The organism is Acidovorax sp. FW305-C-20-28 (genome assembly GCF_058783375.1).
The window spans coordinates 154,050-167,278 of record NZ_JBYSYM010000001.1 but is presented as its reverse complement, the minus strand read 5'-3'; the positions used below and the strand labels follow the sequence as shown (position 1 = coordinate 167,278).

12 protein-coding genes and 1 pseudogene are annotated in these 13,229 nt (G+C 69.8%); 10 read left to right on the top strand and 3 right to left on the bottom strand.

The window, feature by feature from the left end; genetic code table 11:
- Window positions 1-315 precede the first annotated feature (315 nt).
- From AC3WOH_RS00795 to AC3WOH_RS00775, 5 genes and pseudogenes are all read left to right on the top strand, one after another.
- The gene (locus AC3WOH_RS00795; RefSeq protein ID WP_492227513.1) at window positions 316-975 is read left to right on the top strand and encodes a hypothetical protein; all 660 of its coding nucleotides are present in this window, start codon (window positions 316-318) and stop codon (window positions 973-975) included.
- Window positions 975-2,210: an efflux RND transporter periplasmic adaptor subunit gene (locus tag AC3WOH_RS00790; RefSeq protein ID WP_492227512.1), complete on the top strand. Its 1,236-nt coding sequence runs from the start codon at window positions 975-977 to the stop codon at window positions 2,208-2,210. Before AC3WOH_RS00795 ends, AC3WOH_RS00790 begins: the two co-directional genes overlap by 1 nt.
- A pseudogene (locus AC3WOH_RS00785) lies at window positions 2,207-4,179 on the top strand (MacB family efflux pump subunit). The gene AC3WOH_RS00790 and the pseudogene AC3WOH_RS00785 overlap by 4 nt, the downstream one beginning before the upstream one ends.
- An 8-nt stretch (window positions 4,180-4,187) precedes the next feature.
- On the top strand, window positions 4,188-5,612 hold the full coding sequence (locus tag AC3WOH_RS00780) for an efflux transporter outer membrane subunit (RefSeq protein ID WP_492227511.1): 1,425 nt from the start codon (window positions 4,188-4,190) through the stop codon (window positions 5,610-5,612).
- Window positions 5,609-6,085 carry a Fur family transcriptional regulator gene (locus AC3WOH_RS00775; protein WP_492227510.1) on the top strand — a complete coding sequence of 159 codons (477 nt, stop codon included), beginning with the start codon at window positions 5,609-5,611 and terminating at the stop codon, window positions 6,083-6,085. Before AC3WOH_RS00780 ends, AC3WOH_RS00775 begins: the two co-directional genes overlap by 4 nt.
- An 82-nt stretch (window positions 6,086-6,167) precedes the next feature.
- Here the strand turns inward: AC3WOH_RS00775 and AC3WOH_RS00770 are convergent, their stop codons facing one another.
- Window positions 6,168-7,175 (bottom strand): LacI family DNA-binding transcriptional regulator, encoded by a 1,008-nt coding sequence (locus AC3WOH_RS00770; RefSeq protein ID WP_492227509.1) that lies wholly within the window; start codon window positions 7,173-7,175, stop codon window positions 6,168-6,170.
- A gap of 300 nt (window positions 7,176-7,475) precedes the next feature.
- Here AC3WOH_RS00770 and AC3WOH_RS00765 point away from each other — a divergent pair, with 300 nt between their 5' ends.
- From AC3WOH_RS00765 to AC3WOH_RS00750, 4 genes are read left to right on the top strand one after another with little or no spacing between them, the layout of a single operon-like run.
- Window positions 7,476-8,483: a sugar ABC transporter substrate-binding protein gene (locus tag AC3WOH_RS00765; RefSeq protein ID WP_492227508.1), complete on the top strand. Its 1,008-nt coding sequence runs from the start codon at window positions 7,476-7,478 to the stop codon at window positions 8,481-8,483.
- Window positions 8,484-8,534: 51 nt separating this feature from the next.
- Window positions 8,535-9,494 carry an ABC transporter permease gene (locus AC3WOH_RS00760; protein ID WP_492227971.1) on the top strand — a complete coding sequence of 320 codons (960 nt, stop codon included), beginning with the start codon at window positions 8,535-8,537 and terminating at the stop codon, window positions 9,492-9,494.
- Window positions 9,494-10,285, top strand: a complete 792-nt coding sequence (locus AC3WOH_RS00755) for an ATP-binding cassette domain-containing protein (RefSeq protein WP_492227507.1) — start codon at window positions 9,494-9,496, stop codon at window positions 10,283-10,285. The genes AC3WOH_RS00760 and AC3WOH_RS00755 overlap by 1 nt, the downstream gene beginning before the upstream one ends.
- An 18-nt stretch (window positions 10,286-10,303) precedes the next feature.
- The gene (locus AC3WOH_RS00750) at window positions 10,304-10,945 is read left to right on the top strand and encodes a nucleoside/nucleotide kinase family protein (RefSeq protein ID WP_492227506.1); all 642 of its coding nucleotides are present in this window, start codon (window positions 10,304-10,306) and stop codon (window positions 10,943-10,945) included.
- Window positions 10,946-11,085: 140 nt separating this feature from the next.
- On the opposite strand, the gene AC3WOH_RS00745 is transcribed toward AC3WOH_RS00750, so the two are convergent.
- Window positions 11,086-12,006 carry a LysR substrate-binding domain-containing protein gene (locus tag AC3WOH_RS00745; protein WP_492227505.1) on the bottom strand — a complete coding sequence of 307 codons (921 nt, stop codon included), beginning with the start codon at window positions 12,004-12,006 and terminating at the stop codon, window positions 11,086-11,088.
- A 111-nt stretch (window positions 12,007-12,117) separates the two neighbouring features.
- Between AC3WOH_RS00745 and AC3WOH_RS00740 the strand changes: the two genes are divergently transcribed.
- Window positions 12,118-12,525: a tautomerase family protein gene (locus AC3WOH_RS00740; protein ID WP_492227504.1), complete on the top strand. Its 408-nt coding sequence runs from the start codon at window positions 12,118-12,120 to the stop codon at window positions 12,523-12,525.
- 27 nt (window positions 12,526-12,552) lie between these two features.
- Here the strand turns inward: AC3WOH_RS00740 and AC3WOH_RS00735 are convergent, their stop codons facing one another.
- The gene (locus AC3WOH_RS00735) at window positions 12,553-13,128 is read right to left on the bottom strand and encodes a DUF4124 domain-containing protein (protein WP_492227503.1); all 576 of its coding nucleotides are present in this window, start codon (window positions 13,126-13,128) and stop codon (window positions 12,553-12,555) included.
- Between the last annotated feature and the right edge of the window lie 101 nt (window positions 13,129-13,229).

The following is a 13,229-nucleotide window of genomic DNA, read 5'->3' as shown; positions in this document are numbered from 1 at the left end:
AAGCGCGCATGGCCTGCACGGCTGGGGTCGATGGACGCAGCGAAAGGCGCTGGCCGGGCAGGGGCTCCTGTGCCGGCCACGGGGTGACCAACACCTACAATATTGAGAATAATTCGCATTTGATGGGGATGACTGTTCCACGCCAGGTGGGACACCGGCCGCCCTTCTTTTTTTGGCAGGACAAAAAAAGCGCGCTTTGTGTTGCCCTTTTTTCCGTTTCGTCGGTCATAGATGGCAAGAGCCTTTCGAAAGGCCGGCTGCACGCCGGCCCGGGGCATTGCTGCTGTCGCCCTCCCGTTTTTCCCACCACACGCCATGCTGTCTATCTCGATCCCTGCCTCTCTCCATTCCAAGAACCTGCGCGCTACGGCCCTGGCCGTGCTGGCCACCACAGCGGCAGCCTTCATGGCCCCCGCAGCCCATGCGGACTACCTGTGGCTGCAGCGCGAGGGCGCGCAGGCCCGCGCCTACGCCGGCGAGGTGGCGCGCCGCAGCGCCGCGCTGCCGGCCCTGAAGGCCCCGCGTGCCACCCTGGCCGATGGCAAGGACCTGCCGCTGGCGCCAGAGGCCGGCCATATCGACATCACCGCGCCCGAGGGCCAGGACTTGCGCCTGACCACCAGCGTGGTGGGCGACAAGGGCGCGCTGACCTTCTACCAGGCGCGCCATGGCCGCAATGAGACCCGCGCCGCGAACGACCTGGAGCTGGTGCCCACCACCCCCGGCGGCAACACCTTCAAGCTGGTGTGGAAGGGCCAGACCGTGGCCGCATCGCAGGTCAACGTGGACACCAGTGCGGGCTGGCAGCGCACGCTGGCGCCCGCCAAGGACGGCACGGTGAGCCTGGCGACCCCGTTCCCGGGGCTGTACGTGCTGGAGGTGACGGCCCGCGTCAACGGCGCGGCCACGGTGGATGGCACGAAGTACGAGGACGTGCGCCACACGGCCACGCTGAGCTTCGAGGTGGCCCGCTGATGGCGCCCATTTCTGCTCCCTCCGCGCGCTGGGGCCGCTGGCTCGGGTCTTTCGCCCTGGTGGCCGTGGCCGGCGCCCTGGCGGCTGCCTGGTGGGCCCGGCCCACCCCGGTGGTGTACGAGACCGCGCCCGTGGCCCTGGGCGACATCGAGGCCACGGTGAGTGCCATCGGCACGCTGCAGCCGCGCCGCTACGTGGACGTGGGCGCCCAGGTCTCGGGCCAGATCAACCGGCTGCACGTGCAGCCCGGCGCCGAGGTGAAGAAGGGCCAGCTGCTCGTGGAGATCGACCCCAGCGTGCAGCAGGCCACGGTGGACGGCGGCCGCGCCGCGCTGGCCGGGCTGCGCGCCCAGCAGGCCGAGCAGCAGGCCCAGCACCGCCTGGCGCAGCAGCAGCTGGCGCGCCAGCAGCAGATGGAACGCGAGGGCGCCACGCGCCTGGAGGACCTGCAGACGGCCGAGGCCACGCTGGCATCCACCGCCGCGCGCATCGAGCACATCAAGGCCCAGATCGACCAGACCCAGGCCAGCCTCAAGGCCGACGAGGCGCGCCTGGGCTACACGCGCATCTACGCGCCCATGGCCGGCACCGTGGTGGCGCTGGAGGCACGCGAGGGCCAGACGCTCAATGCCACCTACCAGACCCCCAACATCCTGCGCATTGCCGACCTCTCGGCCATGACGGTGTGGACCGATGTGTCCGAGGCCGACATCCGCCGTGTGAAGGTGGGCATGCCGGTGTACTTCACCACGCTGGGCAACCAGGCCGATGCGGGCGCCCGCCGCTGGCAGAGCAGCGTGCGCCAGGTGCTGCCCGCGCCACCCACGCCCGAGGGCAAGGCCGCCGGCGGCAGCGCCAACGCGCAGGCCGCAGCGAGCAAGGCCGTGTCGTACACCGTGCTGTTCGATGTGGACAACACCGACGGTGAGCTCATGCCGCAGATGACGGCGCAGACCAGCTTCGTCACTGCGCAGGCCAAGGGTGTGATCACCGTGCCCATCTCCGCATTGAAGGAGGCTTCCGGTGCGGTGGCCAAGGACGCCAAGGCCGCGCCGGAACTGCGCCAGCACCAGGCGCGTGTGCTGCTGGCCGATGGCAGCGTGCAATCGCGCACCGTGGAAGTGGCCGTGAGGAGCCGCCACCGCGCCGAGGTGCGCAGTGGCCTGCAGGTGGGCGAGCAACTCGTCACCGGCGAACGGGCAGCGCAGGGCGGCACCAAGAGGTTCAAGCTGTGAACGTTGTAGCCCCCGCAGTTCCCCTGATCGAACTCACGGACGTGCGCCGGCGCTACGGCGGCGGCGACCAGCCCGAGGTGGAGGTGCTGCGCGGTGTCTCGCTGTCCATCCACGCGGGCGAGTTCGTGGCCATCGTCGGGGCCTCGGGCTCGGGCAAGTCCACCCTCATGAACCTGCTCGGCTGCCTGGACCGGCCCACCAGCGGGCGCTACCGCTTCAACGGCGAGGACGTGGCCGGCTTCGACGCTGACCAACTGGCCTGGTTGCGGCGCGAGGCCTTCGGCTTCGTGTTCCAGGGCTACCACCTGATCGCGGCCGAATCGGCGCGCGAGAACGTGGAGGTGCCGGCCATCTACGCCGGTCTGTCGCGCCAGGACCGGGCCGCGCGTGCGTCCGCGCTGCTCACGCGCCTGGGCCTGGCCGACAAGCTGGAAAACCGGCCCAGCCAGCTCTCGGGCGGGCAGCAGCAGCGCGTGTCCATCGCGCGGGCGCTGATGAACGGCGGGCGCATCATCCTGGCCGACGAGCCCACGGGCGCGCTCGACACCAAGAGCGGCACCGAGGTCATGGCCCTGCTCAACGAGCTGGCCGATGCCGGCCACACCATCGTGCTCATCACCCACGACCGCGAGGTGGCCGCCCAGGCGCGCCGCGTGATCGAGATCCGCGACGGCCAGATCGTGGCCGACAGCGGGCGCACGGAGCCCGCCCGGCTGGCGCAGCCGGCCGCCGTGCCGTCGGTCCATGCGGCAGGCGAGGGGGGTGGCGAGCATCGCGCCCTCTGGGCCGAGCTGGCCGAGGCCGCGCGCAGCGCCTGGCGCGGCATGCGCATGAACCGGGCGCGCACGGGGCTCACCTTGCTGGGCATCGTCATTGGCGTGGCCTCGGTCATCGTGATGATGGGGGTGGGCGAGGGCGCCAAGCAGCGCGTGGTGGACCAGATGGGCGCCATGGGCACGACCATCATGTACCTGGGTGGCGCCCATGTGGGCAGCGGCGGGCCGCCGGGGGAGATCACCGATGGCGACCTGGAGGCGATTGCCGCGCTGCCCGAGATCGGTTACGTGATGCCCGTGATCGGCGACCCCACGCCTGTGCGCCAGGGCAATGTGGAACGCCAGGTCTATGTCTTCGCCGCGAGCGAGGACATGCCTGCCGTGCACCACTGGAAGGTGGCCCAGGGCCGCTACTACACCGAGGCCGAGGACCGCGACTTGGCCGCACTGGTGGTGCTGGGGCACAAGGCGCACCAACAGTTCTTTCCGGACACGCCGAATCCGCTCGGCCGCATCCTGCTGATCGGCAACGCGCCCTTCGAGGTGGTCGGCGTGATGGCCGAGCGCGGTGCCGACTCGGGTGCACAGAACTACGACGACATGGTCTTCATCCCCTACCAGGCGGGCCGGGCACGCGTGTACCGCGTGCAGACCCAGCCCGACTACACGGTGATCTCGGCCGCGTCGGTGGAGCAGGTGACGGCGGCCGAGAAGGCCATGCACGCCCTGCTGCTGGCGCGCCACGGGCGCGAGGACTTCCGCATCGGCAATGCCGCCGCTAAGCTGCAGGCCGAGGCGCAGACGCGCAACACCATGACCATGATGCTGGGCCTGATCGCTGCGGTCTCGTTGGTGGTGGGCGGCATCGGTGTGATGAACGTGATGCTCATGACCGTGCGCGAGCGCACGCGCGAGATCGGCATCCGCATCGCCACCGGTGCGCGCCAGCGCGACATCCTGCGCCAGTTCCTGACCGAGGCCGTGCTGGTCACGCTGGTGGGGGGCTCGCGGGCCTGGCCATCGGGCTGGCCGTGGGGGCGGTGCTCATCGCCACCGGTGTTCCCGTCATCTTCTCGCTCACGGCCATGGGTGGGGCGTTTGCCTGCTCGGTGGCCACGGGCCTCGTCTTCGGCTACATGCCGGCGCGCCGCGCGGCGGGGCTCGACCCCGTGGTGGCCCTGGCTTCGGAATGAATGAACCGATGTCTGCTGCTTCCTCCCATGCCCTGACCCTGCTGACCGCAGCGCTGCTGTGCGGGTGCGCCAGCACCACCCCGCCGCCTCTGGCGGCCACAGCGCCGGCCTTGCCTGTGCAGTGGTCGGCGCAGGGCAGCCCCGGCCCCTTGTCCATTGCCCCCGACTGGTGGCGCAGCCTGGGCAGCGCCGAACTCGATGCGCTGGTGCAGGCCGCCCAGGCGCAGAGCCTGGACGTGGCCGCTGCGGCGGCCCGCCTGCGCCAGGCCGAGGCCACGGCGCGCCAGGCCGGCGCCGCGCTGCTGCCCGCCGTGAACGCCACGACGGACGCGAGCCGCCAGGCCCGCTTCTCGGGCGGCAGCAGCACCGAGGGCACGGCGGCCAACCGCTATGCCGCGGGCCTGGCCGCGAGCTACGAGCTCGACTTCTGGGGCCGCCAGCGCGCAGGGCACGACAGCGCGCTGGCCAGCCTGCAGGCCAGACGCTTCGACCGCGACACGGTGGGCCTCACGCTCACGGCCGCCGTGGCCGAGGCCTGGCTGCGCCTGGTGGGCGGGCGCGAGCGCCTGGCGATTGCCGGGCTCAACCTGCACAGCGCCGAGCGCGTGCTGGCCCTGGTCGAGTCGCGCGCCCGTGCCGGTGCCGCCACCCCGCTGGATCTGGCCCAGCAGCGTGGCCTGGTGGCCACGCAGCGCCAGGCCATCGAGGTGCTGCGCCAGCAGGTGCAGGGCCTGCATACGGCGCTGGCCGTGCTGCTGGGCCAGATGTCGGTGCCCGCCGTGCAGGCCGACAGCCTTGCTGCGCTGCAGCCACCCGCCATTGGCGCGGGCCTGCCGGCCGACCTGCTGGTGCGCCGGCCCGATGTGGCGCGCGCCGAGGCCCAACTGGCCGCCGCCCATGCCGACGTGCAGGCCGCGCGCGCCGCACTGCTGCCGCGCATCACCCTGAGCGCCGGCCTGGGCGTGGGGGGCGATCGCCCGGGCCGCGCCTTCGACCACCCCTTGTACAGCCTGGCCGCAGGGCTCACGGCCCCCATCTTCGATGGCGGCCGTCTGGCCGCCGGGGCCGACATCGCCCAGGCGCGGCGCGACGAACTGCTGGCGCAGTACCAGGCCGCCGTCATCGCGGCCGCGGGCGATGCCGAGCGGGCGTTGCAGGCCGTGGCCGGCACCGACGCACAAGCCGCCGCGCAGGCCCAGGTGCTGGAGCAGGCGCAACAGGCCTACACCCTGGCGCAGGTGCGCTACCGCGCGGGTGCCGATACGCTGCTCACCCTGCTCGATGCCCAGCGCACGCTGTATGCCGCACAGGACCACGCGGCCCAGTTGCGCCAGGCGCGGCTGGTGGCGGCCGTGGCCTTGTACAAGGCGTTGGGCGGAGGCTGGGAAGCGCCCCGGCCCGCCCTGGGCCTGGCCGCCATGGAGCGCCCGTGAGCGCGTGCCCCTCGCTGCTGCAGCGCCTGCGCGATGCGGGCCTGCGGCCGACCACGGCGCGCATCGGCATCCTGCAGGTCATCCAGGCCGCAGGCGCCTGCGGTGTGGCGGCCGACGAGGTGTTTCGCCAGATGCTGTTGCGCGGCACGCGCGTCAGCGTGAGCACGGTGTACCGGGCCATCCACCAGCTGGAGTTTCTGGGCGTGCTGCTGCAGGGGCGGGGCGAGCACAGTCAGCGCGCCCTCTACAGCCTGTGCCCGGTGGACGCCGCGGAGACCACCGTGGTGCGCATGGCCTGCCGGGGTTGTGCGCGCTCGGTGGCGCTGCCCGGTGCCCCATTGCGCAGCGAGGTGGAGCGCCGTGCGGCCGAGCAGGGCGTGCATCCTGCCCTGGGGGAGCTGGTGCTCCAGGTCGATTGCCTGGCACCCCAGACCTGCGCTGCGGGGGCATCGGTTGCAGACCGGGTCCACTGAACGCAGGATGGCCAGGGGAATGCGCTTTCGCTGAGAAGCCGGGCGCCCCAGGCCGCAATGCTGCAACGGGGCAGGGTCGGGGTCACCGGGGTCCGGGAACGCCCGCAGAGTCGCGCATGCGCAGCGTGGGCGCGAGCCGCACGGTCTGGCGGCGCGCACCGGGGTCGGCGATGCGCCGGGCCAAAAGGCGTACCGCCCGGGTGCCGAGTTCTTCCACGGGCTGCGCCATGACCGTCAGGCGTGGTGAGAAGACGTCGGCCCAGTCAAAGTCGTCAAAGCCGACGAGCGAAATGTCGCCGGGAACGCTCAGCCCTGCAGCGCGCAAGGCCTGCATGGCGCCAATCGTCATCAGGTTGTTGCCAGTCATCAGGGCCGTGGGGCGCTGGTCCAGCGACAGCAGGTGGTGCACGGCCGCGCTGGCGGGCTCGGACCGCGACTCGCCACTGCGGACCAGGGCCGGGTCGAAAGCGATGCCTGCCGCCGCCAGGGCGCGGCAGTAGCCTTCGAGCCGTTCCGTCGTCGTGGACAGCCCTGCTGCCCCCGACACCAGGGCAATGCGCCGGTGGCCCAGTCCGATGAGGTGCTCCACCAGGGTCTGGGCCGCGTCGCGGCTTTCCACGCCGATCTGGTCGAACGTGGTTCCGACGAACCGGTCCACCAGGACCGTCGGCACGCCCTTGTCGCGCAGGTAGTCCAGCGCACGGTGCTGCGGCTCGGCGGAGGGGGCAATCACGATGCCGTCGACACGCCTCTCGTGCAGGGCCTGCACCACTTTCATTTCGTAGTCGGCATCCTCGTGGGTGTCGGCCAGCAGCATCATCAGGCCCCGTTTGGCGCATTCGGCCTCGATCGCGCGCACCACGGCAGCGAAGTAGTGGTTCGACAGGACGGAAATGGCGACCCCGACCGTCCTGGTCGGGGCACCTGCCAGTGCGCGCGCCAGGTGGTTCGGCGAGTAGCCGACCCGCTCGATGGCGTCCAGCACGGCCCGCTCGGTATCGGGGTGGACCTTGCGCGTCTTGTTGATGACGTGCGAGACCGTAGAGGTCGATACCCCTGCGGCCGCCGCGACGGTTTCCATCGTAATCATCACTTCTCCATTGAGCTCCAAGCCCCATGGCCGGCACTGCCACGCCATGCCATCGGATGCACGGTATGGTGGGCAGGCATGGGAGTTTTCTTCATCGTATCGCACCCATCCCGGGAATTCCGGGCGGAGGACCGCACGGCCCAGGCCCACCGCCGAAGACATGCCGAGGCCTATGGATTTCCCTAGGTCGCAAGCGCTTGCGCAAGCGCTTGCGTATTCCCATAATCGCACACGGCATGTGTCCAGGCAAGGGCTTGCACAAGGCCGAATTGGGACCCGACCACACCCTGGAGACATCCGATGAACTTGAAGTACGCCACCCTGATCGCAACCCTGCTGACCACTTCTGGCACGGCGATGGCCGATACGCCGGTCATCGGGCTGATCACCAAGACCGAGACCAATCCCTTCTTCGTGAAGATGAAGGAAGGCGCCGCCGAGGTTGCCAAGGCCAAGGGGGCCAAGCTGCTGAGCGGTGCCGGCAAGGCCGATGGCGACAACGCCGGCCAGATCACCGCGATGGAGAACATGATCGGCGCGGGCGCCAAGACCATATTGATCACGCCCAACGACTCCAAGGCCATCCTTCCCGCGATCAAGAAGGCGCGCGACAAGGGGGTGATGGTGATCGCGCTGGACAGCCCGACGGATCCTGCCGATGGCACCGATGCACTGTTTGCCACCGACAACTACAAGGCCGGTGTGCTGATTGGCCAGTACGCCAAGGCAGCCCTCGCCGCCAGTGCGCCGGGCAAGCCCTTGAAGATCGCAACGCTCGATCTTCTGCCGGGCCATCCGGTGGGTGCGCAACGGCACAACGGCTTCCTGCAGGGCTTCGGCCTGGCCAGCTACGACGCGAAGAACAACGAGCTGGCCCGGCCCGCAGAGGTGGTGTGCATGGCCGACAGCTTTGGCGACCGCGCGAAGGCCCAGACGGCCATGGAGAACTGCCTGCAGAAGAACCCCGACATCACGCTGGTCTACACCATCAACGAGCCGGCAGCCGCTGGCGCATTCAATGCGCTGCAGAAGGCCGGCAAGGAGAAGGGCGTGATGATCGTCTCGGTGGACGGTGGATGCGACGGCATCAGGGACGTGGCGGCCGGCAAGATCGCCGCCACCTCGCAACAGTACCCGCTGAAAATGGCGGCCATGGGGGTGGAGGCCGGCATCGAGTACGCCAAGAGCGGCAAGAAGGTCAGCGGCTACACCGACACCGGCGTGACCTTGATCGCCGGCAAGGCCGTCGCGGGTGTCGACAGCAAGGACGTGAAAACCGGCACCGACCTGTGCTGGGGCAAGAAGTAGCCGGCCTTGGCGCAGGCCCCGGGCGCCCGCCTTCAGCTCCCCATCCTGAGGATCCCCACGTTGAAAGACAAACTGCCCCCCCTTGGCCAGCTCGGGCCCTTCATTGCGTTGCTGATCGCCTGCGCCATCTTTGGCAGCACCACCGAGCGCTTCCTCAGTGGTGACAACTTCTCGCTGATCCTGCAGCAGGTCATGGTCGTCGGCGTCATCGCCATCGGCCAGACGCTGATCATCCTGACCGCCGGCATCGACCTGTCGTGCGGCATGGTCATGGCGCTGGGCAGCATCGTGATGACCAAGGTGGCCGCCGACTTCGGGCTGCCGCCGTTTCTCGCGGTGCTGGTCGGCATGGCGGTGACGACCCTGTTCGCCCTGCTCAACGGCTTGCTCGTCACGCGGCTGAAGCTGCCGCCGTTCATCGTCACGCTCGGCGTGTTCAACATTGCCTTCGCGATCACGCAGCTGTATTCGGGGGCGCAGACGGTCACCGAGGTGCCTGGGGCCATGACCTGGCTGGGCAGCACCTTCGCCATTGGCGGCACCAACATTGCCTACGGCACAGTGCTGATGGTGCTGCTGTACCTGGGCGTATGGTTCTGGCTGCGCGAAACGGCGTCGGGTCGGCATGTCTATGCGGTGGGCAACAACCCGGAGGCGACGCGGCTGGTCGGCATTCCGCCCGAGCGCGTCATCCTGGGCGTGTATGCCCTGTCCGGGGTGTTCTACGGCATTGCCTCGCTGCTGGCCGTGGCCCGCACCGGCGTGGGCGACCCGAACGCCGGGCAGACCGAGGCACTGGATGCCATCACCGCCGTCGTGCTGGGCGGCACCAGCCTGTTCGGCGGCCGCGGTGTGGTGCTCGGCTCGCTGATCGGGGCCGTGGTCGTGGGCGTGCTGCGCAATGGCCTGACGCTGATGGGCGTGTCTTCCGTCTACCAGATGCTGATCACCGGCATCCTTGTGATCCTGGCGGTCGCGGTCGATCAACTGTCGCGCAAAGGAGGCCGCTGATGGCTGCGCAACCCCCCGTCGTCATGCGGGCCGCGGGCCTGGTCAAGCGCTACGGCCAGGTCACGGCACTCGATGGCGCCGACTTCGAGCTGCGTGCGGGCGAAATCCTCGCCGTGATCGGCGACAACGGGGCCGGCAAGTCCTCGCTGATCAAGTGCCTGTCGGGCGCGACCATTCCTGACGCTGGGGTGATCGAACTCGACGGCAAGCCGGTGCATTTCAAAGGCCCGGTCGACGCGCGCCGCGAAGGCATCGAAACCGTGTACCAGGACCTGGCCGTCGCTCCCGCGATGACGATTGCCGAAAACCTCTTCCTGGGTCGCGAACTGCGCCGCACCGGTTTCATGGGCCATGTGCTGCGCATGCTCGACAAGAAGCGCATGCTGGAAGAAAGCATTGCGCGCATGAACGACCTGAAGGTCGGCATCCGCTCGATGACGCAGGCGGTTGAAACCCTGTCCGGCGGGCAGCGGCAGTGCGTGGCCGTGGCGCGCGCGGCGGCCTTCGCCGAGCATGTGGTGATCCTCGACGAGCCGACGGCAGCGCTGGGTGTCAAGGAGGGCAACATGGTGCTGGAGCTGATCCGCCGTGTGCGCGACCGGGGCCTGGCCGTGGTGCTGATCTCGCACAACATGCCCCATGTGTTCGAGATCGCCGACCGCATCCACGTCGCGCGCCTGGGCAAGCGCGGTGCCGTGCTCAACCCGAAGGCGGTGACCATGAGCGACACGGTGTCGGTCATGACGGGGGCCTTGCCTGCGGAACAGATCCCGGCCGCGTGGCGGGCATGAAGACCGACCCATGAACGCATGACGACCCGCGCACTTCCCACCATCCCGCCCTGCCATCTGGCGCGCGTGCACCAACTCCTGCAGGATGGCCAACGCAAGCTGCTCGGGCTGGTCGGGCCCCCGGGCGCCGGAAAATCCCTCCTGGCCACGACCTTGCAGCAGGCTTTCGCCGATGTTTCGCAGGTGGTTCCCATGGATGGCTACCACCTGGCCCATGTGGAACTTGAGCGGCTGGGCCGCGCGGACCGCAAGGGGGCCCCCGACACCTTCGACAGCGCAGGCTATGCCGCCATGCTGCGGCGCCTGCGGGCGCAGCAGCCCGGCGAAACCGTCTATGCACCGGAGTTCCGGCGCGAGATCGAAGAGCCGGTCGCAGGTGCCATCGCCGTGGCGCCGCAGACCCGGCTGGTCATCACCGAAGGCAACTACCTGCTGCTCGACAGCGGCCATTGGGCAGGCGTGGCCGGGCTGCTGGACGAGGTCTGGTACGTCGATGTCGACGACGGCCTGCGCACCCGCCGCCTGACCCGGCGCCATGAGGAATACGGCCGCAGCCGCGAGGATGCGCTGGCGTGGGTGGACCGCACGGATGCACCCAACGCGCGCCTGATCGAGACCACCAGGCACCGCGCCCACAGGCTGTTCCGCTGGGACGACTGAGGCCTGAACCCGGCGTGGTGCCTCCTGCAGCCCTTTTGCATCCATACCCCCCATGAACCCACGCGTTCAGCTCCAGCAGTTCAGCACCGCCGTGGCCGACACCGCGACTTCCATCGTGCGCGAGCGCTGGATCGACGAGCTCAAGGCTGTGCGCTGAGGGGCGGGGACATCGCGCACGCCTGCGCGACCAGCCAGGCGCAGAACACGTCGAGCCGGGGGTGTGCGGCCCCCGTGCGCCGCAGCGCCAGGTAGTCGTAGCCCGAGGCGGCAAAGCCGAACGGCGCCAGCAGCCGACCGGCCTGCACATCGTCCGCTACCAGGTGCCAGGGGGCCATGGCAATGCCCAGGCCGCGCGCGGCGGCCTCCAGCGTGAAGTAGTAGTGCTCGTAGACAGGGCCGGCAGCCGCCGTGGCCTCGGGCCAGTCCGCACCGGCCGCTGCCGCCCAGGTGGCCCAGGCGCTGCGCCGCGCACGCGTGTGCAGCAGGGGCTGGCGGGCGAGGTCGGCGGGTGTGTGCAGCACACCGGTGCGCGCAGCCAGTGCAGGCGACAGCACGGGCCCCAGGCGCTCGGCGAACAGGGGCAGGGTGGTGGCCGCGTCGCGGGGCGTGCCGCTCGCCTCCTCGGCGGTGATGAGCAGGTCGCAGCCTTCGCGCGCGGCATCGGTGCCCGTGTCGGTGGTGCGCAGGCGCACCTCGATGCCCGGGTGCTGTGCATGGAAGTCGAACAGCCGCGGTATCAGCCACTTGACGGTGAAGGTGCTGAAGCAGGCCACGTCCAGCGGGCCCTGGTGGGCGTCGCCCAGTGCGCGCACGGTGTCTGCGATCTGCTGGAAGGCCGTGGTCAGCACCGGCTGCAGCGTGCGTGCCGCGGCGGTCAGGGTGGGGCGGGCCTTGCTGCCGTCGAACAGCGCCAGGCCCAGGTGGTCTTCGAGCTGGCGCACCTGGCGGCTGATGGCACCGGGCGAGACCGAGAGCTCATCGGCGGCCGCCGTCATGCGGCCCAGGCGGGCAGCGGCTTCAAAAGCGCGCAGGGCAGCGAGCGGGGGCAGGCGGTGGGGCATGGCTATGTGATCAAGACGCACATAGGAACGGAGCATAAATCGCTTTTCCAGTGAAAGGGCAGGGGCAAGAATTCGGGCTCAGCCAATTTTGATTTTCAGGAACATAAGCCCATGCCCTTCATCCACACCCATCTGCCCCAGGCCACCCCGGCCGCAACGCGCGAGGCCGTCGTCCAGGCCATCCACCAGGCCTTGGTCGAGGGCATCGGCATGCCCGAAGACGAGTTGTTCAACATGGTCACCGGCTATGCGCCAGGGCAGTTCGCCTTCAGCCGCAGTTTCAACGGCGTGGCGCGCTCGGACGCCGTGGTCGTGGTGGAGATCACCCTGCGCCGTGGGCGCAGCGATGCGATGAAGCGCGCGCTGTATGCCGCCATCGCGCGCAAGCTGCAGGCCATGGCGCAGGTGGAGCCGGCCGATGTGTTCATCTTCATGCACGAAAACGACTATTCGGACTGGTCGGTCGGCCATGGGCGCTTTGCCATGGCGCTGGTGCAGCAGGTGGGGGCGCCGGGCTGAGCGTTCGAAGGGGCCCTTCTGTGGACGCTACTTCTTGCTCAATTCCTTGAGCTCTTTCTCCAGCGCATCCACATTGGCCTGCAGCTCGCGCGAGCGCATTTCGCAGGCGGCGGTCGCGGCCTGCATCTCGGACGCAAGGGCCTGTTCGGACGTGGCCACGGCCGTGTTGGTGCGGGCCTGGGTGCGGCGCGCGGCGCGCTCGCGCTGCTCGGTGGCGCAGCGCTGCTGGTGGGTCTGGAGGGCGCCGCGCGCTTCGCGGATCAGGCGCTGCTCCAGGTCGGTCTTGCGGCGCCAGGTCTCGCCAAAGGCGCCCTCCTTGCGTGGGGCGGGAGCGGTGGCTGCAGCCGGGGCGGATGCGGCGCCCGCGGCAGGTGCCGCCGCCGATGCACCCGAGGCCGGTGTGGCGGCCGCCGGCGCTGCCGCTGCAGTACCGATGCCACTGCTCGACAGCCGGACTTCGATCTTCTCGCCCTTGCCTGCGCCCACGCAGGGCGCATCCTGGAAAGACACCTTGCCATCGGGCCCCGTGCACTTGTTGATGGCCCACGCCGGCGCGGCCAGCGCCAGGCAGGCGGCCGTGCCAAGGAACAACTGTCGAATCATGCTTTCCCTCTCCCCTGAAACCTGGTGTTACTGCTTCCCAGTATCGCCGCATCGGGCGTGCGCGGGGCAGCCCACTGTCCCCGGCGGTTGCCGAAGGCCCC

What these genes read in the sequence shown, in the direction of transcription:
- AC3WOH_RS00740 (WP_492227504.1), top strand. Translation starts at nt 12,118, where the DNA reads ATGCCCTTCATCCACACCCATCTGCCCCAGGCCACCCCGGCCGCAACG.
- AC3WOH_RS00765 (WP_492227508.1), top strand. Translation starts at nt 7,476, where the DNA reads ATGAACTTGAAGTACGCCACCCTGATCGCAACCCTGCTGACCACTTCT.
- AC3WOH_RS00770 (WP_492227509.1), bottom strand. Translation starts at nt 7,175, where the DNA reads ATGATTACGATGGAAACCGTCGCGGCGGCCGCAGGGGTATCGACCTCT.
- AC3WOH_RS00780 (WP_492227511.1), top strand. Translation starts at nt 4,188, where the DNA reads ATGTCTGCTGCTTCCTCCCATGCCCTGACCCTGCTGACCGCAGCGCTG.
- AC3WOH_RS00755 (WP_492227507.1), top strand. Translation starts at nt 9,494, where the DNA reads ATGGCTGCGCAACCCCCCGTCGTCATGCGGGCCGCGGGCCTGGTCAAG.
- AC3WOH_RS00790 (WP_492227512.1), top strand. Translation starts at nt 975, where the DNA reads ATGGCGCCCATTTCTGCTCCCTCCGCGCGCTGGGGCCGCTGGCTCGGG.
- AC3WOH_RS00750 (WP_492227506.1), top strand. Translation starts at nt 10,304, where the DNA reads ATGACGACCCGCGCACTTCCCACCATCCCGCCCTGCCATCTGGCGCGC.
- AC3WOH_RS00745 (WP_492227505.1), bottom strand. Translation starts at nt 12,006, where the DNA reads ATGCCCCACCGCCTGCCCCCGCTCGCTGCCCTGCGCGCTTTTGAAGCC.
- AC3WOH_RS00735 (WP_492227503.1), bottom strand. Translation starts at nt 13,128, where the DNA reads ATGATTCGACAGTTGTTCCTTGGCACGGCCGCCTGCCTGGCGCTGGCC.
- AC3WOH_RS00795 (WP_492227513.1), top strand. Translation starts at nt 316, where the DNA reads ATGCTGTCTATCTCGATCCCTGCCTCTCTCCATTCCAAGAACCTGCGC.